We start from the raw sequence: 23,996 nt of genomic DNA, 5'->3' as shown, positions 1-23,996 counted from the left end.
GATGACCACCACCACCGGGCCCGTCCGGCCGAGTACCTCGCGGGGGTCCGCCGCCCCGCGCCTGCGTTCACCGCGCCGCCGGGCGAGGTCCGGGCGCTCCCGGCGCAGCGTCCTGCTGACCGTGCTCACCGGCATCGTCCTCGTCTACAGCCTGCTGCCGCTGGTGTGGCTCCTGATCAGCGCCACCAAGTCCCAGCAAGGGCTGGCCCGTTCGTTCGGCCTCTGGTTCGACTCGGACTTCGACCTCTGGCACAACATCGGCGCCACCTTCACGTACCAGGACGGCGTCTTCGGCCGCTGGCTCCTCAACACCCTCCTGTACGTGGTGGTGGGCGCGGGCGGCGCCACCTTCCTCGCGGTCCTCGGCGGGTACGCGCTCGCCAAGTTCGCCTTCCCGGGCAAGCGTGCCGTGTTCGCCGTCGTCATCGGAGCGGTCGCGGTGCCCGGCACGGCGCTCGCCGTCCCCACGTTCCTGATGTTCAGCGAGATGGGGCTCACCGACACCCCGTGGGCCGTCGTCATCCCGTCGCTGGTCTCGCCGTTCGGCCTGTATCTGATGTGGGTGTTCGCCACCGAGGCGATCCCCACCGAGCTGATGGAGGCCGCCCGCATCGACGGTGCGAGCGAGCTGCGCACCTTCTTCCGGGTCGCCCTGCCGCTGCTCGCGCCCGGCACCGTCACCGTGCTGCTCTTCACCACCGTCGCGACCTGGAACAACTACTTCCTGCCGCTGATCATGCTGAAGGACCCCGACTGGTATCCGCTCACGCTAGGCCTCGACTCCTGGAACAAGCAGGCGCAGACGGCCGGCGGCGAGGCCATCCCCCATCTCGTGCTCACCGGCTCGCTGCTCACCATCGTGCCGCTGATCGCCGCGTTCCTGCTGCTCCAGAAGTACTGGCAGTCGGGTCTCTCCGCCGGAAGCGTCAAGGAGTAGGCGCGGCACCGCAGTTCGCACCCTGCACACCCTCCGTAGGACCACGAAGAAGTGGAAGCCATCGCCATGCGCCAGTTGCCCCAGCACTCCCGCCGCGTCCTGCGCGGCATAGGTCTCCTCTGCGCCCTCGCCCTCGGGGCCACCGCCTGCGGCGGCTCCGACGACGGCGGCTCCGCCGACAAGAAGGTCGGGTCGGCCGACCTTCGGTCCGCCCTGAAGAAGGGCGGCACCGTCACCGTGTGGGCGTGGGAGCCCACCCTCAAGCAGGTCGCCGCCGACTTCGAGAAGAAGTACCCGAAGGTCGACGTCAAGCTGGTCAACGCGGGCACCAATAACGACCAGTACAAGGCCCTGTCGAACGCGATCTCGGCGAAGAAGGGCGTCCCGGACGTCGCGCAGATCGAGTACTACGCCCTCGGTCAGTACGCCTTGACCAAGCAGATCACCGACCTCAAGGCCTACGGCGCCGAGAAGCTGGCGGACTCGTACTCGCCGGGGCCGTGGAACTCGGTGAAGTCCGGCGACGGTGGCGGTGTCTACGGACTGCCCATGGACTCGGGCCCGATGGCGCTCTTCTACAACAAGAAGGTCTTCGACAAGTACAAGATCGCCGTCCCGACGACCTGGGACGAGTACGTCGAGGCCGCCCGCAAGCTGCACAAGGCGAACCCGAAGGCGTACATCACCAGCGACGCCGGCGACGCGGGCCTGACCACCAGCCTGCTGTGGCAGTCCGGTTCGCACCCGTACAAGGTCGACGGCACCAAGGTCGGCATCGACTTCACCGACGCGGGCGCGAAGAAGTACACCGCCACCTGGCAGAAGCTGATCGACGACAAGCTCGTCTCGCCCGTCACCGGCTGGACCGACGACTGGTACAAGGGCCTCGGCGACGGCACCATCGCCACGCTGCCCACCGGCGCCTGGATGCCCGCCAACTTCGCGTCCGGCGTGAAGGGCGCGTCCGGCGACTGGCGTGTCGCCCCCATGCCGCAGTGGGAGAAGGGCGCGAACGCGAGCTCGGAGAACGGCGGCAGTTCGCTCGCACTGCCCGAGCTCGGCAAGAACAAGGAACTCGCCTACGCCTTCGTCGAGTACGCCAACTCCGGCGCGGGCGTGCAAACCCGCATCAAGAACGGCGCGTTCCCCGCGACGACGAAGGACCTGAACTCGTCGTCGTTCCAGAACACCGAGTTCCCCTACTTCGGCGGCCAGAAGGCCAACAAGATCTTCGCAGAGTCCGCGAAGAGCGTGCCCACCGACTGGAAGTACCTGCCGTTCCAGGTGTACGCCAACTCGATCTTCAACGACACCGTCGGCAAGGCGTACGTGTCCCCGACCAAGCTCACGGCCGGGCTGAAGTCCTGGCAGGACGCGTCCGTCAAGTACGGCACCGAGCAGGGCTTCACCGTCACCAAGTAGCGCGCGCTGCTTCAACTCCGCATGTCTGGAAGGACATTCATGGTCGCCCCCCTCGCCTCCCGATTCCCGTACGCGCAGAGCTCGGACGGCGCCCGGCGCCTCGGCTACGGAGCCGACTACAACCCCGAGCAGTGGTCGCGGGAGGTGTGGGCGGACGACATCCGGCTGATGCGCGAGGCCGGGGTGAACGTCGTGTCCCTCGCCATCTTCTCCTGGGCGCGGCTCCAGCCCACGGCCGACACCTGGGACTTCGGCTGGCTCGACGAGATCATGGACCTGCTGCACGCGGGCGGCATCGGTGTCGACCTGGCCACCGCCACCGCGTCGCCGCCACCGTGGCTGACCGCCGCGCACCCGGAGATCCTGCCGGTGACCGCGAGCGGCGAGACGCTGTGGCCGGGCGCCCGCCAGCACTGGCGGCCCACGTCGCCCGTCTTCCGCGAGCACGCACTCGCGCTGGTCCGCAGGCTCGCGTCCCGGTACGCCGACCACCCCGCCCTGGTCGCCTGGCACGTCAACAACGAGCTGGGCTGCCACAACGTCTACGACCACTCCGACGACGCGGCCCGCGCCTTCCGGCTCTGGCTGCGCCGCCGCTACACCACGCTCGACGCCCTCAACGACGCCTGGGGCACGGCGTTCTGGTCCCAGCGCTACAGCGACTGGGAGCAGCTCCTGCCGCCGCGGCTCGCCGCCTCGCACCCCAACCCGACGCAGCAGCTCGACTTCAAACGGTTCTCCTCCGACGCGCTCAAGAACCATCTGCTGGCCGAGCGCGCGATCCTGCGGGAGCTGACCCCGGACACGCCCGTCACCACCAACTTCATGGTGATGCCGGGCACCAAGGGAATGGACTACGCGGACTGGGCGGGCGAGGTGGACTTCGTCGCCAACGACCACTACGTCATCCCCGGTCCGCAGGACCGCGACGAGCTCTCCTTCTCCGCCAACCTCACCAGCGGCATCGCGGGCCACCGGCCCTGGTTCCTGATGGAGCACTCCACCAGCGCCGTGAACTGGCAGCCCGTCAACCTGCCGAAGAGGCCGGGGGAGTTGGCCCGCGACTCGCTGCTGCACGTCGCGCACGGCGCCGACGCCGTCTGCTTCTTCCAGTGGCGGCAGTCGGCTGCGGGCGCCGAGAAGTACCACTCGGCGATGCTCCCGCACGCCGGGGCCGACAGTGAACTCTTCCGCTCCGTCGTCGAGTTGGGCGGCACGCTTGAGGCGCTCGCCCCGATCGCGGGCAGCGGGCGCGAAACCGCTCGCGTGGCGATCCTCTTCGACTGGGACTCGTGGTGGGCCGGCGAGCAGGACTCCCACCCCACCTCCCGCCTCGACTACCACCGCGAGGCCCTCGACTGGTACTCGGCGCTGCTGCGCCTCGGCATCCGCGCCGACGTGGTGCCCGCACACCACACCGACCTGTCCGCGTACGACGTCGTCATCGCGTCCGTCCTGCACGTGGTGCCGCAGCCGCTCGCCAAGGAACTCACCCGGTACGTCGAGGGTGGCGGCCACCTCGTCACCACGTACTTCTCCGCGATCGTCGACGAGAACGACCACGTGTGGCTCGGCGGCTATCCGGGCGCGCTGCGTGACGTCCTCGGCATCCGTATCGAGGAGTTCGGGCCGCTCCTCGACGGGGACACCGTCGACCTGGACAACGGCACCACCGGCAGCCTGTGGACCGACCGGATCTCCGTCACCGGCACGGACGTCGAGGTGCTCGCCGGCTACCGGACCGGCACGTACGCGTCCCGCCCGGCCGTCACCCGGCGCGGCACCGGCCGCGGTTCGGCGGCGTACGTCTCCACCCGCCTCGGCGTCGACGGCCTCGCTGTGCTGCTGCCCGAGCTGCTCGCGCCCGCCGGGGTGCGCAGTGAACTCCCGGAGCAGGCCCGTGGGTTGGTCGAGGAGGTCGTGCGGCGCGACGCCGAGCACCGCTACGTCTTCCTGGTCAACCGGAGCGACGAGCGGGTGCCGCTGCCGGGCCTGACCGGCGAGGTCCTCGTCGGTCCTCCCGGTGACGAGTTGGTCCTCGCGCCCCGTCAGGTCGCCGTCCTGCGGCAGCCCAACTCCGGTTTCGGCCAACGGTGAAGGGTCACCGATGTGACGTCGTGAACGCGTGCGGCGCGTACTCCTCTGCGAGGCCGTCGATGAGGGCGGCCGCCCAGCAGGAGTGATCGTGGCCGCCCTCGTAGACGTTGAGGGAGACGTCGAACCCGCGGTCCGCCATCAGTGTGTGCAGCCGGTACAGGTCGTCGAGCATCGTGCCCTCGTTGGAACCGACGTCCATGCGGACGCGGACGTCACCGACCGGTGCCGCGGCGGCCTGTTCGTACAGCCAGGTCTCCGCCCCATCGGCGGACGGTCCCGGGCGTGCCGTCATGCCGGGGCGCCACCAGGTGGAGGCCGAGTGGGCGAGCACCGTGCCGAAGGTGTCGGGGCGGCGCAGGGCGGCCGCGAGGGCGGTCAGGCCGCCGAGACTCTGTCCGCTCAGCACGGTGTGCCGGGGTCCGGGCACGTCCTTCGTCACGGCGGGCAGCAGCTCGTCGGCGAGCATGTCGATGAAGCGCGGATCGGCGCCGAGCTGCCGCATGCGGGCCGCCGGATCGGCCCCCGCCTCGATCCCGACGACGGCCATGGGCGGGATCCGGCCCGCCTCGGCGGCGGCGGTGACCGCGGCCGTGATGCCGTACCGGTCGAACCACCGCTCGCCGTCGAACACGACGAGCAGCCCCGGCGGGGGACCGGTGTCGCAGAGCTCCGGGACGAACTGCCGTACGCGATACACCGATCCGTCGGCGGCAGCGAAGTCGAAGGCCTCGCCGCGGCCCGCGTCGGAGGGCGAGCAGGCGGGCCACTCCGCAAGTGAGGGCGCCCCGTCGAGCTCGATCAGTGAGCCGAACGGGCCGTCCGCATACCGGTTCAGCGGGTCCATGCGGTCGTCCGGCAGCCCACGGGAGGCGCCGCTGCGCGGTCCGTCCGGCGTCATGTGGGGATCGTCGGTGCCGAAGGGGTGGATGCGGTAGCCGCAGCGCAGCCCCAACGGCAGCCGCAGGCTGACGTACCAGACGTCGGTGCCGTCGAGGCGGCGCATCATGCCCGCGCGGAAGCGGTGTTTGTCGGTGATGCGGTTGGCCAGGAGGTAGACCCCCTCGACGGGCCTGTCCTCGCGCCACACCACCGTGACCAGGCGTACTCCCGACGCGTCCTGGACGGGTTCGATCAACGGGCTCCCGGTATGGGCGAGTTCTCGCCAAAACCGATCCAGCGCTTCCGGCCCGTGCGTCCGCACCTCGCCCAACAGCCGGGCCAGATGCGGACTTTCGGGTTCCGCGGACGAAGTCATGTTCCCCATCGTGTGTCCGAGCCTCCAAGAAACTTGTGATACGAACTTAGGTAAGCCTAACCTAAGAACACGGGAGTTGTTTATGCGTGTGCTGTTCGTCGGCCCTCCGCTCTACGGACTGCTGTATCCGGTCCTGTCGCTGGCGCAGGCCTTCCGCGCCGAAGGGCACGACGTCGTAGTGGCCAGCGCCGGGGACTTCACCAAGCGCGTCGCCGAGGCCGGTCTCGTCGGCTTCGACGCCGCGCCGGACCTGGACTCGGAGGCCGAGTACCGGCAGGGGGAGGGCCGCCGCAAGCGGCTCAACATGGGCACCAAGATGGGAAGGTTCTCCTTCTTCGGCGACGAAATGGCCGACGCGCTGGTCGACTTCGCCGGCATGTGGCGGCCGGACCTCGTGATCTACCCGCCGCTCGGGGTCGCGGGTCCGCTGGTGGCGGCCAAGTACGACCTGCCCGTCGTCATGCAGACCGTCGGCTTCGGTCATCAGCGCTGGCACGTCGAGGGCGTGACCAGGTCCATGGACGAGGCCTACGCCCGGCACGGCGTGGCCGCGCCGCAGCCGGACCTGCTGTGGCTGGACGTCGCCCCGCCCAGCATGAAGGTCCTCGACGAGCCGGACCTGTGGTCGATGCGGTACGTCCCCTACAACGGCGGCACCGTCCTGGAGGACTGGTGGAGCACCGACTCCGGACGGCCCCGCATCGTCGTCAGCCTCGGCACCCTCAAGCCGATGGTCGACGGCATCGACCTGGTCAAGTGGGTCGTCGAGTCCGCCCATGAATCGGAGGCGGAGTTCGTGCTCTCGCTCGGTGTGCACGGGCAGCAGGAGATCGAAGAACTGCCCGACAACGTTCGCCTCGTGTCCTGGATCCCGGCGGGGCCGCTGCTCGGCCGCGCCGCCGGATTCATCCACCACGGCGGAGCGGGCAACACGCTCACCGCGCTGTCCTCGGGGGTCCCGCAGATCGTCTTCGGCCAGGGCGCCGACCGGCCCGTCAACGCGCGGACCGTCGAGGAGCGCGGCTGCGGTTTCGTGCCGGGCGAGCACGGCCTCGTCAAGGAGGACATCGACCGGCTGCTGACCGACGCCTCGCTGCAAACCGCCGCCGACGCCGTACGCGACGAGATGCGCGCGCAGGACCCGCCGACCGTCGTCGCCAGGCGCCTCGCCGACCTCGTCGGGTCGGGCTTCCGCCCCGGTCCGACGGCCGCACCCGCACTCGAGGACGTCTGAGGAGACATGCCGAATTCACTGTTCCCCACGACAGGACCCGGCTGGCTGCGGCGCCTGATGGGCATCTGCCTGAGCCGAAGGCGGCTCATGGCCGCGATCGTCTTCTCCTCCATCCTGAGCATCGTCCTGGTGACCCTCGGCCCGCTCCTCACCAAGGACGGCGTCAACCAGGCCGTCGCCGGTGACAGCAGCGGCATCGGCTGGGTCGCCGCCGGACTCGCGCTCATCGCCGCGATCGACTTCGTCGGCAACTACGTACGCCGCTTCACCGGCGGAAAGCTCGCCCTCGACGTGCAGCACAGCCTGCGCGAGGACGTGTTCAACAGCATCCAGCGGCTCGACGGTCCCGGCCAGGACAAGCTGCGCACCGGGCAGGTCATCTCCCGCACCAACAGCGACCTCCAGCAGATCCAGCAGATGCTGACCATGCTTCCGGTGCCGCTCACGGTCGTCACGTACTACCTCTTCGGCATCGCCGCGATGCTCTGGCTCTCGCCCCGGCTGACCGTCGTCACCGTGCTCGTGGTCCTCGCGCTCGGCGCCGTCGCGATGTGGACCAGGCGCCGGGTCTTCGAGACCTCCGCGCGGGCCGCCAACGACGCGGCCGAGGTGACCGAGCACATCAAGGAGGCCATCGACGGCGTCCGCGTCGTCAAGGGCTTCGGCCAGGAGGAGCGGGAGATCCGCTGGCTCGACAGGGCCACCCGGGGCCTCTTCGGCCGCCGTATGCGGATGATGCGCGTGCACGCCGCGCCCGGCGCGACCATGCTCGCGCTGCCCGTCCTCGGCCAGATCGCCGTGCTGGTGTACGGCGGCAGCATGGTCATGGACGCCCGTATCGACATCGGCACGTTCATCGCCTTCGCCGCCTATCTGACGATGCTCACCGGCCCCACCCGCGTGTTCGCCTCGTACCTGGTGATCGCCCAGCGCACCCGCGCCTCCGCCGAGCGCATCTTCGAGCTCATCGACTCGCGGCCCGAGATCCACGACGGCGACAGTGAACTCGCCGACGCGCCCACGGAGTTGGTGTTCGAGAACGTCGGCTTCGGTTACACGCACGACGACCCGGTCCTGAGCGACGTCTCCCTGCGCGTCGGCGCCGGGGAGACCGTCGCCGTCGTCGGCCCCTCCGGATCGGGCAAGTCGACACTGTCGCTGCTCATCCCGAGGTTCTACGACGCCACCTCCGGAACCGTCGCCCTGGGTACCGCCGACGGCCGCACCGACATCCGCAACCTGCGTCTGGAATCGCTGCGCTCGCACGTCGGCGTCGTCTTCGAGGAGCCCTTCCTCTTCGCGCGCAGCGTCCGCGAGAACATCGCCTACGGGCACGAGGACGCCACCGACGAGGAGATCGTCACCGCGGCCGAGGCGGCGGGCGCGCACGCGTTCATCACCGCCCTGCCCGCCGGCTACGACACCGAGCTGACCGAGCGCGGCCAGAACCTCTCCGGAGGCCAGCGCCAACGCCTGGCACTGGCACGGGCGTTGCTGAAGCGGCCGCAGGTGCTGATCGTCGACGACGCGACCTCCGCCGTCGACGCCACGACCGAGGCCGCCATCCACCGCGCCCTGGAGAGCTACGTCGGCGGCGACCGCGTCACCGTGCTCATCGCCCGGCGCCGCTCCACCCTGGAGCTCGCCGACCGGATCGTGGTGCTCGACGACGGTCGCGTCGCCGACAGCGGTACGTACGCCGAACTCGCCGAACGCAGCGTCGTCTTCCAGGAGTTGCTCGCGGGCGACACCGATGAGATCGACGCGCGCACGGCCCGCACACCGGCCGAGTTGTGGCCCGAACGGGAAGCCGAGAGCAGGCCCGAGGCCCCGGCGCCCCGCGACCGGTTCGCCGAGATCCCGCCGAACGTGCTCGCGGACGTCGCCCGGCAGACCCCGCCCACGTTGCGCGCGATTCTGAGCCCGGTGCGAGGACTGCTCACCGTCGCCCTCGCCCTGATCGCCTTCGACGCGCTGGCCCGCGTGCTCGTACCGGTCCTGCTCCAGCGCGGCATCGACGAGGGCATCTCGCCCAAAACCATGAGCACGGTCTGGTGGATCGCGGGCATCGCCCTCGCGCTGTGCGCGGCCAACTGGTTCGTCTACACGTACCAGACCCTGACCAGCGCCCGCGCCTCCGAGTCCGTCCAGTACGGGCTCCGGCTGCGCAGCTACCGGCACCTCAACCTGCTCGGGCTCGACCACTACGAGAAGGAGAGCGCGGGCAGCCTGCTCACCCGGATGACCGTGGACATCGACTCCCTGTCGAAGTTCCTGCAACAGGGCATGGTGCAGGGCATGGTGAGCGTCCTGACGATGGGCGGCATCGCCGTCGCCATGTTCGTCCTCGACTGGCGGCTCGCACTCGCCGCGCTCGCGCCGTTCCCGGTCATCGCCCTGATCACACCGGTCTTCCGGCGCCTGAGTTCGAGTGCGTACAACGAGGCGCGCGACCAGCTCGGCAAGGTCAACAGCTCGCTGCGGGAGAACGTCGCGGGTCTGCGCGTCGCCCAGTCCCACGGCAAGCAGAACAGCACGGCCAAGCACTTCAGCTCCCTGTCGAACCTGAACCGGCTGATCCAGGTGAAGGGGCAGCGGTACATCTCGCTGTACTTCCCGTTCCTGGCGTTCTGCTCGGAGCTGTCGATGGCCCTCGTCGTGCTGGCAGGCGGATACCTCGTCGCGAACGGCACGGTCACGACCGGTGTACTCGCCGCCTTCCTGCTGCTGCTGGGGCAGTTCTACGGGCCGATCCAGCAGCTGTCGAACATCTACGACGCGTATCTGCAGACCCGCACCAGCGTGCGCAAGGTCACCCAACTCCTCGGCACCGAGCCCTCGCAGCGCACCGTCGCCGAACCCGTCGCGGTCTCCGGGCGGTTCACCGGGCACATCGCGCTGCGGGACGTGACCTTCCGCTACGAAGGGGCGGCCGAGGACACCGTCACCGTCGATGACCTCACGCTGGAGGCCGGGAAGAGCGTCGCCGTCGTGGGGGCCACCGGGGCGGGCAAGTCGACCCTGGTGAAACTCCTCGCGCGGTTCTACGACCCGGGGTCCGGGACGGTGCGGCTCGACGGGGTCGACATCGGCCGCTACGAACTCGCGGGCTACCGGCAGCGGGTCGGCATCGTCCCGCAGGAGGCCCATCTGTTCGAGGGCGACATCGCGGAGAACATCCGCTACGGCCGCCCCGACGCGAGCGATGCCGAGGTCGCCGCGGCGGCCGACGCGGTGGGTGCCACCGCGACCATCGCCCGGCTGCCAGGAGGCTTCCGGCACGCCGTGCGCCAGGCCGGCGGCAATCTGTCGGCCAGCGAGCGCCAACTCGTCGCCCTGGCACGGGTGGCGCTCGTCGACCCGGACGTGCTGCTGCTCGACGAGGCCACCGCGATGCTCGACGCCGGCACGGAGAGCGCCGTGCTCGACGGCATGTTCAAGGCGGCCCGCGACAAGACGGCCCTGCTGGTCGCCCACCGCCTGACGACGGCCGCCCGCTGCGACCGTGTCCTGGTGATGGACGCGGGACGGCCCGTCGAGTACGGCCCGCACGCCGAACTCCTCGCGGCGGACGGCGCGTACGCCCGCCTGTGGAACAGCGGACGCCCGAAGGAACCCGCCAAGGAAGCGGCCGGCACGCCGGCCTGACCCACCTTGCGTACGACGCCGCCCCCGCCACGTCACACATGGCGGGGGCGGCGTCGTACGGGTTCGGTCAGACGTGCTGCGCCCTGCGCTCCCGCAGCAGCAGCCACGCCAGGAACAGTCCGCCCGCCACGCCCGTCACCACGCCCACCGGCATCAGCGCCGAACCGGTCACCCGCTGCGTCAGCAGATCGGCGGCCGTCACAAGAAGGGCGCCCATCCACGCTGAGGGCACGACGTTCGGTCCCGCGGCGCGGGTGACGCGGCGGGCCAGTTGGGGGGAGGCCATGGCGAGGAACGGGATGGGGCCCGCCGCGGCGACCGCCATCGCGGTCAGTCCCGTGCCCGCGCACAGCAGGATCAGGCGGCTGCGCTCCGGCGGCACACCGAGGGCGCCCGCCGTGTCGTCGCCCATCTCCAGCATCGTGAGGCGGCGTCCGAACACCATGACCACGGGGACGCAGGCGATCAGGCCGAGCGCGGCCGTCCTGGCCTCGGTCCAGCCGCGGTCGTTGAGCGAGCCGATCGTCCAGCTCGCGGCCTGGGCCGCCTTGCCGATGTCGGCGCGGATGTAGAGGAAGCTCGTCGCCGCCCCGAGCACCGCGGAGACCCCGATGCCGACGAGTACGAGCCGGTAGCCGTGCACGCCGCGGCGCCAGGCGAGCAGATAGACGGCCGTGGCCGTGGCGAAGCCGCCGACGAGTGCGCCGAGGGCGGTCTGCGCGGCCCCCGCGTTGAAGAAGATGATCGCGACGAGCGCCCCCGCCGACGCGCCGTTGCCGAACCCGATGATGTCCGGGCTGCCCAGCGGATTGCGGGTGAGCGACTGGAAGACGGCGCCCGCCATGCCCGTCCCGAAGCCGACGAGAACCGCCACGACGGCGCGCGGCAGCCGCAGGTCGAGCACGATGAACTCGGCGCCCGGCGGCCCGTTCCCCGCGAACGTCCGCAGCACCTCCATCGGCGACAGCTCGTACGTGCCGGTGCCGACGGACAGCACCACCAGGCATGCCGTGACGACGATCAGCGCCAGGCAGACGAGCACCGTACGCGGGTCGAAGCGGACCGAGAACCGGCCCGCCCGCAGCCTCCCGCGGCGCAACTCGGCCTTGAAGGCCGGGGGTTCCTGCTTCTTCAACGAGGACGCCATGGTCACAGCTGGGCCACCTTCCGCTGACGTACGAGGTGGACGAAGATGAGCCCGCCGATGAACGACGTGACGATGTCCGCCTGGATCTCCGACGGCGCCACCACGACCCGGCCGATGACATCCGCCACGAGCAGCAGAGTGGGCGCGAAGAGCGCGCAGAAGGGCAGCATCCACCGCGGGTCGGGGCCCGTGAACGCGCGGACCGCGTGCGGGATCATCAGGCCGATGAAGCCGATCGGCCCGCACACGGCGGTGGCGCTGCCGCACAGCAGCGTGATGGCCACGATCGACAGGACCCGGGTGCGCCGCACGGAGGTGCCGAGCGCGCGGGCGTGGTCCTCGCCGAGCGACAGGGAGCCGAGCGGCCGGGCGAGCGCGAACGCGAGGAGCGCACCGGCGATCAGCAACGGCAGGGCGGTGAGCAGGAGTTCGGGGTCCCGCTTCTCCAGCGTGCCGACGGACCAGAAGCGCATCGAGTCGAGCGTGCTCAGGTCCCACTGCTGCAAGCCGTTGACGTAGCCGAACAGGGCCGCGTTGACGGCCGTGCCGGCGAGCGCGAGGCGCACCGGCGTCGCCGAGCGGGTGCCGCCCAGGGCGTTGACGACGATGGCGGCGACGGCGGCGCCGAGCAGCGCGAACCACAGGTATCCCGTGAACGACGTGATGCCGAACACACTGATCGCGGTGACGACGGCGGCCGAGGAGCCCGCGTTCACCCCGAGCAGCCCGGGGTCGGCGAGGGGGTTGCGGGTCAGTACCTGCATCACGCCGCCCGCGAGCCCGAGCGCCGCGCCCACGGCGATGCCGATGAGCGTTCGAGGCAGCCGCAGTTCACGAACGATGTTGTCGTTCGCGGACCCGTTCGGCGAGAAGAGCCCGCTCCACACCTGGCCGAGCGCGAGGTGTTCGGTGCCCACCGCGAGCGAGAGGGCGGCCGCGGCGACGAGCAGCGCCAGGCCGATCAGCAGTCCCGCGGTGCGGGGTGGGCGGCTTCGCGGCTCGGTGGCCGGGAGTTGTCGTGTTCCGCCGGGGCGGAGTCGTATTCCTGCGGGCATGTGATTAGCTTAGGCTAACCTAACTTCATCTGCTAACAATTACGTCGACAGAAAAGCCAGGAACGAGGAGACATGAGCGTCCAGTCCGTTGCCGCCCTGCCGGACCACCGGCCGGACCGCGTCACCGGTGTCCGCGTCGCGCGCCTCAAGGAGCGCATCGCCGCGGCCGACGACGCTCAGCGTGCGCACATCGCCGCGGAGTTCTGGCGCGAGGCCGCCGTCCGCGGCACGCCGTTCGTCGAGGAGCTCGACGGCGAACCCGACCACCGGGCGGTCACCTTCCTGTGGCGCGGCCACCGCGCCACCCGGCAGGTGCTGCTCATGGTCAGCCACCTCGGCGACCGCGCCCACCTCGCGGGCTCCCTCATGGAGCGGATCCCCGGCACCGACATCTGGCACTTCGGCCTGCGGCTGCGCGCGGACCACCGCGCCTCGTACCGGATCGCCGCCGACGTCTCGGCGAAGGAGCCGCCCGAGGACGCCGAGGTACTGCAGGCCCGGCTGCGTTCCCTCGCCGTCCACGCGGCGCACGACCCGCTCAACCCCCGCCGCCTCCCCACCCGGTGGGGCGCCGGCGACAGCTCCGTCTTCGCCCTGCCCGAGGCTCCCGCCCCGGCCTGGACCGAGCGGCGCGGCACCGTGCCCGCCGGGCGCGTCGAACGGCACCGGGTCGGCGCCGCGGCGCTGGGCGGTGAACGTGACGCAAGCAGCGAACGCGACGTATGGGTGTATCTGCCGCCCGGTTCTCGAGGCGACGGTTCTCGCGGTGACACGGAGCGGATGCCCGTCCTCGTGCTCTGCGACGGCGACATGTGGTTCGGCCGCGTCGGCCTGCAGCACACCCTCGACGCGCTGATCGCCGACGGGCAGCTGCCGCCGCTGGCCGTGCTCGCGCCGGACGCCGTCGACCGGGACACCCGCAACCGTGAACTCGGCGCGCGGGACGCCTTCGTGGAGTTCCTCGCGGACGAGCTGCTGCCGTGGGCTGCGGGCCGCTGGCCCCTCGCCACGGACCCGGCGCGCACGGTCATCGCGGGACAGAGTCTCGGCGGACTCGCCGCCCTGCACGCGGGACGGCTGCGACCGGACCGTTTCGGCCATGTTGTCGCCCAGTCGCCCTCCCTGTGGTGGCGGCCGAGCCTGTCGCCGGGTGTGGTGCAGAAACACATCTTCGGTGTGCCGTGGCTCGTCGCCCGCTACGCGGAGACCGACCCCGCGCCGATCACCGTCCACGTCGACGCCGGGCTGCACGAGGGCCCGATGGTCGACCACTGCCGCACGCTCTACGACACGCTGCACTCGGCCCGCTACCAGGTCACCCGCAACGAGTTTAACGGCGGGCACGACTACGCCTGTTGGCACGTCGCCCTCGCCGACTCGCTGGTCCGACTGCTCGGAACCGCCCCCGCCTAGCACGGCGCCCCCGACTTCCCCCCACGCACCACCTCTCTCATCTCATCGCCCTAAGGAGCCCTACGCACATGTCCTCCCCGAGATTCCGCCGCGCCGCCCTCATACCGGCCGTCGCCGCCGCCGGCGCCCTGCTCCTGAGTGCCTGCGGCAGTGACGGCGGAGACGACGCCGACAACGCCGCGAAGGCCGGATCCGCGTCGAAGACACGGCAGCTCACCGACGCCCAGGGCCGCAAGGTCAAGGTGCCGAGCGACCCCAAGAAGGTCGTCGCGCTCAGCGAGCCGACCCTCGACGCGGCGCTCGCCCTGGGCATCGAGCCGGTCGGCACCACCGCGGGCCGCGGCCAGAAGGGCGTGTCGTCGTACCTCGCCGACAAGGCGTCCAAGGCTCAGGTCGTCGCCTCCGTCGCCGAGGCCGACATGGAGAAGCTCGCCGCGCTCCAGCCCGACCTGATCCTCCTCGACGAGACGACCGGCGCGAAGAAGACCGTCGACAAGCTCCAGGAGATCGCGCCGACCGTCGTCACCGCGAAGCTCAACGAGAACTGGAAGACCGCCTTCACCGACACCGCGGACGCCCTCAACAAGAAGTCCGACGCCGAGAAGTGGCTCGCCGACTTCGACACGCAGGTCGCCGACACCAAGAAGAAGCTCGGCGACAACGCGGGCAAGTCCGTCTCCGTCATCCGCTGGCAGGACGGCGCGCCCTCCGTCGTCGGCAAGGGCGAGGGCCACGTCGGCTCGACGCTCAAGGCGCTCGGCATGGACCGCCCCAAGGACCAGCAGGGCGCGAGCTCCGGCCACAGCGAGCCGGTCTCCCTGGAGAAGCTCGCGACGATCGACGGTGACTGGATGTTCTTCGGCGCCCTCGGCAGCGAGGACGACAGCAAGAAGGCCTACGCAGAGGCCCAGAAGGTCACCAACTTCGGCAAGTTGAAGGCCGAGAAGGACAGCCACGTCGTCGTCATCGACGGCTCGGCGTGGAACAGCTCGGGCGGCCCGCTCGCCGCGCAGACCGTCCTCGACGACATCAAGGGGGCGCTCGCCAAGTGATTCCCGCGATATCTGGTCAGGACCTGGCCGGCCGGCTCGCCCTCGTCACGGGGGCGGGCCGGGGGATCGGCGAGGCGGTCGTCGCCGCGCTCGCCGGTCGCGGCGCGCGTGTGCTCGCCACGGACCTGGACGCCGAAGCCGTCGAGAAGGCGGTCGCCCCCTACGCCGAAGGGCAGGTCGTCGGCCGTGCCCTCGATGTCACCGACGCGGCGGCCGTCGAGGCGCTCGTCGCCGACGCCGAGGACACCCTCGGCCCCCTCGACATCGCCGTCAACGTCGCCGGAATCCTGCGCGGTTCACCCGTCGTGGACCTCACCGACGAGGACTGGGCGGCCTGCTTCGGAGTCAACACCAACGGCGTCATGCACGTCTCCCGTGCGGCCGCACGCCGGATGACCGGGCGGGGGCGCGGCAGCATCGTCACCGTCGCGTCCAACGCCGCCGGCATTCCGCGGCACGGCATGGCGGCGTACGCCGCGTCGAAGGCGGCCACCGCGATGTTCACCAAATGCCTTGGCCTCGAGGTCGCCGCGCACGGGGTGCGGTGCAACAACGTGTGTCCCGGGTCGACGCTCACCGACATGCAGCGTGGCATGTGGGAGGCGGCGCCCGGAGGGGACGTGGAGGCGGGTGCGCGGTCCGTCATCGAGGGGGATCTTGCGGTCCACCGCACGGGTATTCCTCTCGGGCGCATCGCCGATCCCGAGGACGTCGCGGAGGCGGTTGCCTTCCTCGCGTCCGACCGGGCCCGGCACATCACGATGCAGGACCTGTACGTCGATGGTGGCGCCACGCTCCGGGGGTGACCGGGAGCCGTTCCTACGCCACGGGGCTCCGCCCCGGACCCCGCGCCTCAATCGCCGGCGGGGCTCAAAAGATCGGGGCTCCGCCCCGAACCCCGCTGCTCAAACGCCGCAGGGGCTTGAGTTGGCCCGCTGCCCGATCCCGCAGGGGCTTGATTTGCCCCGCCCCACCTTGGAGACACCCATGACCACGGTTGCCAGTCCCAGCGTGTCCGAGTTCGTCTCGCCCGGGTCCGCCACCGCGCTTCTGGAGGAGTACGCCCCCGTTACCGACCGGTTCGTCGCCACGCCGCACCGTACGCTCCTCGGGCGTGGAGTGGTGGCCGAACTTCCGCACAGAGAAGGGCCGTTGAGTCCTCGCGTGCAGGCGTTGCTCGACGCGCGGCGGCGTGCCGGGGATGCGAATCCCGTCGTGATGGGGGCCCTGCCGTTCGACCCCGGCGCGGCGCCCGCCCTCGCCGTGCCGGAGTCCGTGCGATGGGCGCCGCCGCTGCGTGAGGATCCGCTCATCGCGTTGCCCGTGCCACAGGTCGACGCCCAGTGGTCCGTGCGCGAGGTGCCGGAGCCGGAGGTGTACGGCGCGGCCGTCGCCGCGGCCGTCGAGCGCATGAAGGCCGGCGAGTTCGACAAGGTCGTCCTCGCCCGCACCCTCGAACTGACCGCCGCGCAGGCCCCGGACCTGTCCACGATGCTGCGCCGTCTGGCCCGCCGCGACCCCGCCGGCTACACCTTCGCCGTGCCCAGCGCCCCCGGCCGTACGCTCATCGGCGCGAGCCCCGAACTCCTCGTGTCCCGCACCGGATCCACCCTCACCGCCAACCCCCTCGCGGGCTCCGCGCCCCGCTCCGCCGACCTCGCCGAGGACGTGCGCCGCGCCGCCGCGCTCCTCGAGTCGGCGAAGGACCTGCACGAGCACGCCGTCGTGGTGGACGCGGTGCGCGCGGCCCTCGCCCCGTTCTGCCGGACCATCGACATCCCCGCCCGCCCCACCCTCGTACGGACGGCCGCCATGTGGCACCTGTCCACCACCGTGAGCGGCGAACTCGCCGACCCCGAGCGCACCACCGCCCTCGACCTCGCCACCGCCCTGCACCCCACCCCCGCGGTGTGCGGCACCCCGACCGGCCTCGCGCGCCAAGTCATCGCCGAGTCCGAGCCGTTCGACCGCGGCGCCTACACCGGCATGGTCGGCTGGCAGAACGCCGACGGCGACGGCGAGTGGGTCGTCACCATCCGCTGCGCCGAGGCAGAGGGCAATCTGCTGCGCCTGTTCGCGGGCGCGGGAGTCGTCGCCGCCTCCTCGCCCGAGGCCGAGACCGCCGAGACCGGCGCGAAGTTCCGTACGTTCCTGAGCGCCGTGGGAGCCGCCCTGTGACCAGCCCCCTCAGCCCCGGTGTCGACGCCCCCACCTGGCCCGCCGAGTACGCCGAGCGGTACCGTTCGGCCGGTTACTGGCGCGGCGAGACCTTCGGCGGGGTGCTGCGCGAGCGTGCCGCCGACCACCCCGACCGGATCGCCCTCGTGGACCCGGCCCCGTCCAGGCGCACCTGGACCTACCGCCAACTCGACGACAGGGCCGACCGGTTGGCCGCGGGCTTCGTGGAGCGCGGCATACGCAAGGGCGACCGCGTCGTCGTCCAGCTGCCGAACGTCGGCGAGTTCTTCGAGGTCGTCTTCGCCCTGTTCCGCATCGGCGCGCTCCCCGTGTACGCGCTGCCCGCGCACCGCGAAAGCGAGATCGCGTACTTCTGCACCTTCACCGAGGCCGTCGCCTACGTGATCCCGGAACGGCACGCCGGCTTCGACCACCGGGCGCTCGCGAGCAAGGTCCGGGCCGGAGCCCCGAGCCTGAAGCACGTGTTCGTGGTCGGGGAGAACCCCGGCGAGCACACCTCACTCGCCGAAGTACCGCACGAGCCGGGGGAGTTGGACGGGCCGCAGCCGCACGAGCTCGCCTTCCTCCAGCTGTCCGGCGGCACCACCGGCCGGCCCAAGCTCATCCCGCGCACCCACGACGACTACATGTACTCGCTGTGGGGCTCGAACGAGATCTGCGGCGTCGACGCCGATACCCGCTTCCTCGTCGTGCTGCCAGCCGCCCACAACTACCCGATGAGCAGCCCGGGTTGGCTCGGCGTCCTGTACGCCGGCGGCACCGTCGTGCTCGCGCCCGCGCCCGACCCGGACACCGCGTTCCCGCTCGTCGCGAGCGAGCGGATCACCATGACCGGGCTCGTCCCGCCGCTCGCCCTCGTCTGGACCGACTCCGCGGCCGACACCGCACACGACCTCTCCACCCTGGAACTCGTCCTCGTCGGCGGCGCCAAATACAGCGAACAGGCAGCCCGCCGCCTCGAACCCGCCCTCGGCTGCCGCCTGATGCAGGTCTTCGGCATGGCGGAAGGCCTCGTCAACTACACGCGTCTGGACGACGATCCGGAGACGATCGTCGCCACGCAGGGGCTGCCCATCTCCCCGGACGACGAGGTACGCGTCGTCGACGACGCCGACCAGGACGTCCCCGACGGCGGCTTCGGGCACCTGCTCACCCGCGGCCCGTACACCATCCGCGGCTACTGGCGCGCCCCCGAGCACAACGCCCGCTCCTTCACCGCCGACGGTTTCTACCGCACAGGCGACATCGTGCGGCGCACCCCGACCGGGCACATCGTCGTCGAGGGCCGGGCGAAGGACCAGATCAACCGGGGCGGCGAGAAGATCGCCCCGGAAGAGATCGAGAACATCCTCCTCGCCCACCCCGCCGTGCACGACGTCTCCGTCGTCGGCGTCCCCGACGAGTTCCTCGGCGAACGCTCCCTCGCCTACGTCATCCTGCGCGCGGACGCCGGATCCCTGAGGTCCGTCGCCGTGAAGCGCTTCGTACGGGAACGGGGCGTGGCCGCGTACAAGGTGCCCGACCTCGTCGAATTCGTCGACGCCTTCCCGCAGACCGGCATCGGCAAGATCAGCAAGAAGCACCAGCGGTCCGCCGCCGAGCAGCACTGAGAGGTTCCCCCCACCATGGCCCTGCCCGCCATCGCCGCCTACCCGCTCCCGACCCCCGCAGAACTCCCCGAGAACCGGGTCCGCTGGACCGTCGACCCGGCCCGCGCCGTGCTGCTCGTCCACGACCTCCAGCACCACTTCCTCGCCAAGTACCCGCAAGCCGAACAGCCGTTGACCGGCATGCTCGACAACATCGCCCGGCTGCTCAAGGAGAGCCGCGGCCTCGGCATCCCCGTGTACTACTCCGCGCAGCGCGGCGGCCAGACCCCCGAGGAGCGCGGGCTGCAACTCGACTTCTGGGGACCCGGCGCCGCAGACGACCCCACTGCCCTCGCCATGCCCGCGGCCGTGGCACCCGAGGACGGCGACACGGTCCTCACCAAGTGGAAGTACAGCGCGTTCGTCCGCACCGAACTCGAGGAACTGATGCGGGAGTCGGGCCGCGACCAGCTGGTGATCGTCGGCGTGTACGCGCACATCGGCGTCATGATCAGCGCCGCCGACGCGTGGATGCGGGACATCCAGGCCTTCGTCGTCGCCGACGCCGTCGCCGACTTCACCCGCGAGGACCACGACATGGCGCTGCGCTGGGCCGCGGGCCGCTGCGCCGTCGTCACCACCACGGACACGTTCATCGAGGAGGTACGGGCCGCATGACCACCCTCACCGTTCGGAAGATCCGCGAGGACGTCGCCGACTGCCTGGGCGAGGACCCCGCCGAGATCCCCCTCGACGAGAACCTCGTCGACTACGGGCTCGACTCCGTCCGCGTCATGACCCTCCTCGAGCGCTGGCGCAGGGACCACGGCGCCGAGGCCTCGTTCGTCGACCTCGCCGAGCAGCCGGCCATCGAGGCCTGGGCGAAGCTCCTGGGGGTGGCCGCCTCATGACCGCACTGATCAGCGAGCCCACCCGGGCCCCCGACCTGGTCCTGCCGCTCACCTCCGCCCAGTCCGGCATGTGGTTCGCGCAGGCCCTCGACCCGCTCAGCCCCGCGCAGAACACCGCCGAGTACCTGGAGATCGACGGCGACATCGACCCCGAGGTCTTCGCGGAGGCGCTGCGCCGGGTCGTCGCCGAGGCCGACGCGCTGCGCGTCCGCGTCGAGGACACCGCCGACGGGCCGCGCCAACGGGTGTGCGGCAGCGTCGAGTTGCCGCTGACGGTGCGCGAGGACCTGAGCGAGGACGAGGCCCTGGCCTGGATGCGCGCCGACCTCGCCGAACCCTGCGACCTGGCGAAGGGGCCACTGTTCGGGCACGCCCTGTTCCGCGTGGGGGAGCGGCGCTGGCTCTGGTACCAGCGCATCCACCACCTCGTCATCGACGGCTTCGGCTACTCCCTCCTCGTCGGCCGGACCGCCGCGATCTACACGGCACTCGTACGCGGCGAGGACCCCGGCCCCCGCGCCTTCGAAACGCTCGCCGACCTGCTGGCCGTCGACGCCGAGTACCGCGCGTCCGACACCTTCGCCGCCGACCGCGCGCACTGGGGAGCGGCCTTCGCCGACCGCCCGGAGGTGCCCCGGCTCGCGGGGCGCGGCGCGCTGCCGTCCCGTTCCTTCCACCGCCGTACGACACGGATCGCGCCGGAGACGACCGAGCGGCTGAAGGAACTCGCCGCGAGCACCCGCGCCACCTGGCCCGACGTCCTCATCGCCGCACAAGCCCTCTACACGTCGCGCGCGACCGGCCGCGCGGACGTCGTCCTCGGCCTGCCGATGATGGGCCGCATGGGCTCGGTCGCGCTGCGCGTCCCCGGCATGGTGATGAACGTGCTGCCACTGCGCCTGACCGTCACCCCCGACGCCACCTTCGCGCAGCTCGTACGCCAAGTGGTCCTGGGCGTCAGGGAGGTGCGCCGCCACCAGCGCTACCGCTACGAGGACATCCGCCGCGACCTCGGCCTGCTCGGCGAGAGCCGCGGCCTCGTCGGGCCCCTCGTCAACGTCATGCCGTTCGACTACGGCGCCGAGTTCGCGGGCGTCCCGGCCCGCGCCCACAACCTGTCGGCAGGGCCCGTCGACGACCTCACGGTCAACATCTACGACCGTGCCGACGGCCGCGGCCTGCGCATCGACCACGACGGCAACCCGGCCCTCTACGAGGACGAGGATCTCGCCGCGCACCAGACCAGGTTCCTCGACCTGCTCGGCCGCCTCGCCGAAACCGACCCGCAGGCTCCGCTCGCCACCCACACCATCGCCACGACCGCCGAACTCGCCCTCGTCCTCGACGAGTTCAACCGCACCGAACGTGCCCTGCCGCCCACTACCCTCATCGGCCCCATCGAGGCACAGGCCGCCCGCACCCCCGACGCGACCGCGCTCATCTACGACGGCACGGTCCTCACCTACGCGCAACTGAGCGCGCGAGCCAACCGGTTGGCACGCCACCTGCAAGCGCTGGGCGCCGCCCCCGGCCGTCTCGTCGCGGTCTCCGTCCCGCGCTCGGCCGAGCTGATCGTGACACTCCTCGCCGTCCTCAAGTCCGGCGCCGCGTATCTGCCGCTCGACCCCGACTATCCCGAGCAGCGCCTCACGTACATGCTGCGGGACGCCGAACCCGTCTGCGCCGTCACCGACGTCGCGGACCGCCTCCCGGCCGACGCGGGCACCCCGCTGGTTGTTTTCGAAGGGCTCGACCTCTCCGCGTACGCCACCGTCGACCCGGCCCGCGCGCTCACACCCGCCCACCCCGCGTACGTCATCTACACCTCCGGCTCGACCGGCCGGCCCAAGGGTGTCGTCGTACCGCACTCCGCGATCGACAACCGGCTGCGCTGGATGCAGCACGAGTACGGCATCGGAGCGGCGGACGTCGTCCTGCAGAAGACACCGTCCTCGTTCGACGTGTCGGTGTGGGAGTTCTTCTGGCCACTGCGCGAGGGCGCGACGCTCGTCGTCGCCGAACCCGGCGGCCACAAGGACCCGGCCTATCTGGCCCGCATCATCCGCCAACAGGCCGTCACCACCTGCCACTTCGTGCCGTCGATGCTCCAGGTGTTCCTCGCGGAAGCCGACGCCGGCTCCTGCGCGGGCTCGCTGCGCCGCGTCTTCTGCAGCGGCGAGGCCCTGCCCCGCGAGACGGCGAACGCCTTCGCGCGGACGCTCCCCGGCGTGGCACTGCACAACCTGTACGGTCCGACGGAGGCCGCCGTCGACGTCACGTACCACGCGTGCGAGCCGTCCGGCGCGGGCCCCGTGCCCATCGGCCGCCCCGTGTGGAACACCCGCCTGTACGTCCTCGACCCGGCCGGGCAACCGTGCCCACCCGGCATCATCGGCGAACTGCACCTCGCTGGACGCCAGTTGGCGGACGGCTACCTGAACCGCCCCGAGCTGACCGACGAACGCTTCGTGCCGGACCCCTTCACGCCGTACGAGGGCCTTCGCATGTACCGCACCGGCGACCTCGCACGCTGGACCGAACACGGCGAGGTCGAATACCTCGGCCGCACCGACCACCAGGTCAAACTGCGCGGCCAGCGCATCGAACTCGGCGAGATCGAGGCCGAGTTGGCGGCACAGGAGGGCGTCGACGGTTCGTGCGCGCTCGTCCTCGACGACCGCCTCGTCGGATACGTGACCGGAGCCGCGCCCGACCCCGCCAAGATTCGCGCCGCGCTCGCCCACACCCTGCCCGAGCACATGGTGCCTTCGGCGATCGTGCCGCTCGACGCGTTCCCGCTCAGCCCCAACGGCAAGCTGGACCGCCGCGAACTCCCGGCACCCGTGTTCACCGGAGGCGGCGGCGCCCGGCCCCCCGCGGACCCGCGCGAGGAGACGCTCACCCGCCTCTTCGCCGAAGTGCTCGACGCCGAAGGGGCGGGCCCCGACGACGCCTTCTTCGACCTGGGCGGCACCTCACTGCTCGCCGTGCGCCTCGTCAACCGGGTCCGCGAGGAACTGGGCGCGGAGCTGACCATCGGCTCACTCTTCGCATCCCCGACACCGGCGGCGCTCGCGGCCCGCATCGACGACGCCTCACCGGCGTCCACGGACGCCCTCGGTGTCGTACTCCCACTGCGCCGCGAGGGCGACCTTCCGCCGCTCTTCGCGATCCACCCCGCAGGCGGCATCTCCTGGTGCTACGCGGGCCTGACCGCACGCCTCGACCGGGACCAGCCGGTGCACGGCCTCCAGGCGCGCGGACTGACCTCGGACGACCCGCTGCCGGGCACCCTGTGGGAGCAGGCGGCGGACTACGTGCACGAGATCCGCCGGATCCGGCCGCACGGCCCGTACCGGCTCATCGGCTGGTCCGTCGGCGGCATCCTCGCGCACACGGTCGCCGTACTGCTCCAGGAAGCGGGCGAACAGGTCGAACTCCTCGCCCTGCTCGACGCGTTCCCCGCCGAACAGTGGCGCGAACGTCCCGCCCCGGAGGAGGGCGACGCCCTCACCGCCGTCCTGCGGATGGCCGGCTTCGAGCGCACCGACGAGGCCACCCGCGAGGACGTCCTGGCCACCCTGCGCAAGGCCGGCAGCCCCCTCGCCGGCCTCGACGACAGCACGCTCTCCCGGATCGTCGACATCGTCCCCAACCACGCCCGCATGATGCGCGCCCACCAACACCGCCGCTACGAGGGCGACATCCTGTTCTTCACGGCAGCCGCCCCGCGCCCGGAGAACTGGCTCACCCGCGAGGCCTGGCGCCCGCACATCACGGGCCGCATCACCAACCACGACCTGCCCTGCACCCACCCGGAGCTGCTCAAGGAGGAGCACGTGGAGCGGATCGCGGAGGCGCTCGCGCTGCGCCTGAAGGAACTGGGGGACTGACCGCGCAGAGGGGTGTCTGCTCGGAATGGTGTCGCAGTCATACGTATAACTGCGACACTCGCGACCGGCCAGTTCTCCTCGTACTACGGCGGCATCGAAGACCTGGTGACCGGCTACACCGTCATCCTCGCCACCGGTGAAACA

16 protein-coding genes are annotated in these 23,996 nt (G+C 71.2%); 13 read left to right on the top strand and 3 right to left on the bottom strand.

Features of this window, described 5'->3' with window-relative positions:
- Position 1 precedes the first annotated feature (1 nt).
- The 3 genes from ACWD2L_RS37230 to ACWD2L_RS37220 all read left to right on the top strand — a co-directional run bounded on the left by ACWD2L_RS37230 (position 2) and on the right by ACWD2L_RS37220 (position 4,456).
- A complete protein-coding gene (locus ACWD2L_RS37230) occupies positions 2-937 on the top strand; it encodes a carbohydrate ABC transporter permease (protein WP_351342393.1) in 936 nt (311 codons plus the stop codon).
- Between the two features lie 75 nt (positions 938-1,012).
- Positions 1,013-2,359, top strand: coding sequence for an ABC transporter substrate-binding protein (locus tag ACWD2L_RS37225; RefSeq protein WP_351342410.1), 1,347 nt, complete (start codon positions 1,013-1,015; stop codon positions 2,357-2,359).
- Between the two features lie 39 nt (positions 2,360-2,398).
- Positions 2,399-4,456 carry a beta-galactosidase gene (locus ACWD2L_RS37220; RefSeq protein WP_351342395.1) on the top strand — a complete coding sequence of 686 codons (2,058 nt, stop codon included), beginning with the start codon at positions 2,399-2,401 and terminating at the stop codon, positions 4,454-4,456.
- Positions 4,457-4,460: 4 nt separating this feature from the next.
- On the opposite strand, the gene ACWD2L_RS37215 is transcribed toward ACWD2L_RS37220, so the two are convergent.
- Positions 4,461-5,591: an alpha/beta hydrolase-fold protein gene (locus tag ACWD2L_RS37215; RefSeq protein ID WP_351342397.1), complete on the bottom strand. Its 1,131-nt coding sequence runs from the start codon at positions 5,589-5,591 to the stop codon at positions 4,461-4,463.
- Between the two features lie 202 nt (positions 5,592-5,793).
- Between ACWD2L_RS37215 and ACWD2L_RS37210 the strand changes: the two genes are divergently transcribed.
- Together ACWD2L_RS37210 and ACWD2L_RS37205 are read left to right on the top strand one after the other, a co-directional pair.
- Positions 5,794-6,945, top strand: coding sequence for a glycosyltransferase (locus ACWD2L_RS37210; protein ID WP_351342399.1), 1,152 nt, complete (start codon positions 5,794-5,796; stop codon positions 6,943-6,945).
- A 6-nt stretch (positions 6,946-6,951) separates the two neighbouring features.
- Positions 6,952-10,593 (top strand): ABC transporter ATP-binding protein, encoded by a 3,642-nt coding sequence (locus ACWD2L_RS37205; RefSeq protein ID WP_351342401.1) that lies wholly within the window; start codon positions 6,952-6,954, stop codon positions 10,591-10,593.
- Between the two features lie 67 nt (positions 10,594-10,660).
- Here ACWD2L_RS37205 and ACWD2L_RS37200 read toward each other — a convergent pair whose 3' ends face one another.
- Together ACWD2L_RS37200 and ACWD2L_RS37195 are read right to left on the bottom strand one after the other, a co-directional pair.
- Positions 10,661-11,740, bottom strand: a complete 1,080-nt coding sequence (locus ACWD2L_RS37200; RefSeq protein ID WP_351342412.1) for a FecCD family ABC transporter permease — start codon at positions 11,738-11,740, stop codon at positions 10,661-10,663.
- A gap of 2 nt (positions 11,741-11,742) precedes the next feature.
- Positions 11,743-12,795 carry a FecCD family ABC transporter permease gene (locus ACWD2L_RS37195; protein ID WP_351342403.1) on the bottom strand — a complete coding sequence of 351 codons (1,053 nt, stop codon included), beginning with the start codon at positions 12,793-12,795 and terminating at the stop codon, positions 11,743-11,745.
- 72 nt (positions 12,796-12,867) lie between these two features.
- Between ACWD2L_RS37195 and fes the strand changes: the two genes are divergently transcribed.
- The 8 genes from fes to ACWD2L_RS37155 all read left to right on the top strand — a co-directional run bounded on the left by fes (position 12,868) and on the right by ACWD2L_RS37155 (position 23,852).
- On the top strand, positions 12,868-14,208 hold the full coding sequence (gene fes / locus ACWD2L_RS37190) for an enterochelin esterase (RefSeq protein WP_351342404.1): 1,341 nt from the start codon (positions 12,868-12,870) through the stop codon (positions 14,206-14,208).
- 68 nt (positions 14,209-14,276) lie between these two features.
- Positions 14,277-15,260, top strand: coding sequence for an ABC transporter substrate-binding protein (locus tag ACWD2L_RS37185; RefSeq protein WP_351342406.1), 984 nt, complete (start codon positions 14,277-14,279; stop codon positions 15,258-15,260).
- Complete coding sequence (locus ACWD2L_RS37180) at positions 15,257-16,066, top strand: 2,3-dihydro-2,3-dihydroxybenzoate dehydrogenase (protein WP_351342408.1); 810 nt, start codon at positions 15,257-15,259, stop codon at positions 16,064-16,066. Before ACWD2L_RS37185 ends, ACWD2L_RS37180 begins: the two co-directional genes overlap by 4 nt.
- A gap of 181 nt (positions 16,067-16,247) precedes the next feature.
- On the top strand, positions 16,248-17,438 hold the full coding sequence (locus tag ACWD2L_RS37175) for an isochorismate synthase (RefSeq protein ID WP_351345549.1): 1,191 nt from the start codon (positions 16,248-16,250) through the stop codon (positions 17,436-17,438).
- Entirely contained in the window at positions 17,435-19,069 is a 1,635-nt protein-coding gene (locus ACWD2L_RS37170) for a (2,3-dihydroxybenzoyl)adenylate synthase (protein WP_351345552.1), read from the top strand. Before ACWD2L_RS37175 ends, ACWD2L_RS37170 begins: the two co-directional genes overlap by 4 nt.
- A 15-nt stretch (positions 19,070-19,084) precedes the next feature.
- Positions 19,085-19,726 (top strand): isochorismatase family protein, encoded by a 642-nt coding sequence (locus ACWD2L_RS37165; RefSeq protein WP_351345555.1) that lies wholly within the window; start codon positions 19,085-19,087, stop codon positions 19,724-19,726.
- A complete protein-coding gene (locus ACWD2L_RS37160) occupies positions 19,723-19,959 on the top strand; it encodes a phosphopantetheine-binding protein (RefSeq protein ID WP_351345558.1) in 237 nt (78 codons plus the stop codon). Before ACWD2L_RS37165 ends, ACWD2L_RS37160 begins: the two co-directional genes overlap by 4 nt.
- Positions 19,956-23,852, top strand: coding sequence for an amino acid adenylation domain-containing protein (locus ACWD2L_RS37155; RefSeq protein ID WP_351345561.1), 3,897 nt, complete (start codon positions 19,956-19,958; stop codon positions 23,850-23,852). The genes ACWD2L_RS37160 and ACWD2L_RS37155 overlap by 4 nt, the downstream gene beginning before the upstream one ends.
- Positions 23,853-23,996 lie beyond the last annotated feature (144 nt).

The sequence above is a fragment of the Streptomyces sp. NPDC002754 genome (assembly GCF_053592315.1).
The sequence above is the reverse complement of the archived record's forward strand: the minus strand, read 5'-3'. Positions and strand labels throughout refer to the sequence as shown.

What these genes read in the sequence shown, in the direction of transcription:
- ACWD2L_RS37160 (WP_351345558.1), top strand. Translation starts at nt 19,723, where the DNA reads ATGACCACCCTCACCGTTCGGAAGATCCGCGAGGACGTCGCCGACTGC.
- ACWD2L_RS37210 (WP_351342399.1), top strand. Translation starts at nt 5,794, where the DNA reads ATGCGTGTGCTGTTCGTCGGCCCTCCGCTCTACGGACTGCTGTATCCG.
- ACWD2L_RS37165 (WP_351345555.1), top strand. Translation starts at nt 19,085, where the DNA reads ATGGCCCTGCCCGCCATCGCCGCCTACCCGCTCCCGACCCCCGCAGAA.
- ACWD2L_RS37185 (WP_351342406.1), top strand. Translation starts at nt 14,277, where the DNA reads ATGTCCTCCCCGAGATTCCGCCGCGCCGCCCTCATACCGGCCGTCGCC.
- ACWD2L_RS37155 (WP_351345561.1), top strand. Translation starts at nt 19,956, where the DNA reads ATGACCGCACTGATCAGCGAGCCCACCCGGGCCCCCGACCTGGTCCTG.
- ACWD2L_RS37220 (WP_351342395.1), top strand. Translation starts at nt 2,399, where the DNA reads ATGGTCGCCCCCCTCGCCTCCCGATTCCCGTACGCGCAGAGCTCGGAC.
- ACWD2L_RS37200 (WP_351342412.1), bottom strand. Translation starts at nt 11,740, where the DNA reads ATGGCGTCCTCGTTGAAGAAGCAGGAACCCCCGGCCTTCAAGGCCGAG.
- fes (WP_351342404.1), top strand. Translation starts at nt 12,868, where the DNA reads ATGAGCGTCCAGTCCGTTGCCGCCCTGCCGGACCACCGGCCGGACCGC.
- ACWD2L_RS37175 (WP_351345549.1), top strand. Translation starts at nt 16,248, where the DNA reads ATGACCACGGTTGCCAGTCCCAGCGTGTCCGAGTTCGTCTCGCCCGGG.
- ACWD2L_RS37230 (WP_351342393.1), top strand. Translation starts at nt 2, where the DNA reads ATGACCACCACCACCGGGCCCGTCCGGCCGAGTACCTCGCGGGGGTCC.
- ACWD2L_RS37195 (WP_351342403.1), bottom strand. Translation starts at nt 12,795, where the DNA reads ATGCCCGCAGGAATACGACTCCGCCCCGGCGGAACACGACAACTCCCG.
- ACWD2L_RS37205 (WP_351342401.1), top strand. Translation starts at nt 6,952, where the DNA reads ATGCCGAATTCACTGTTCCCCACGACAGGACCCGGCTGGCTGCGGCGC.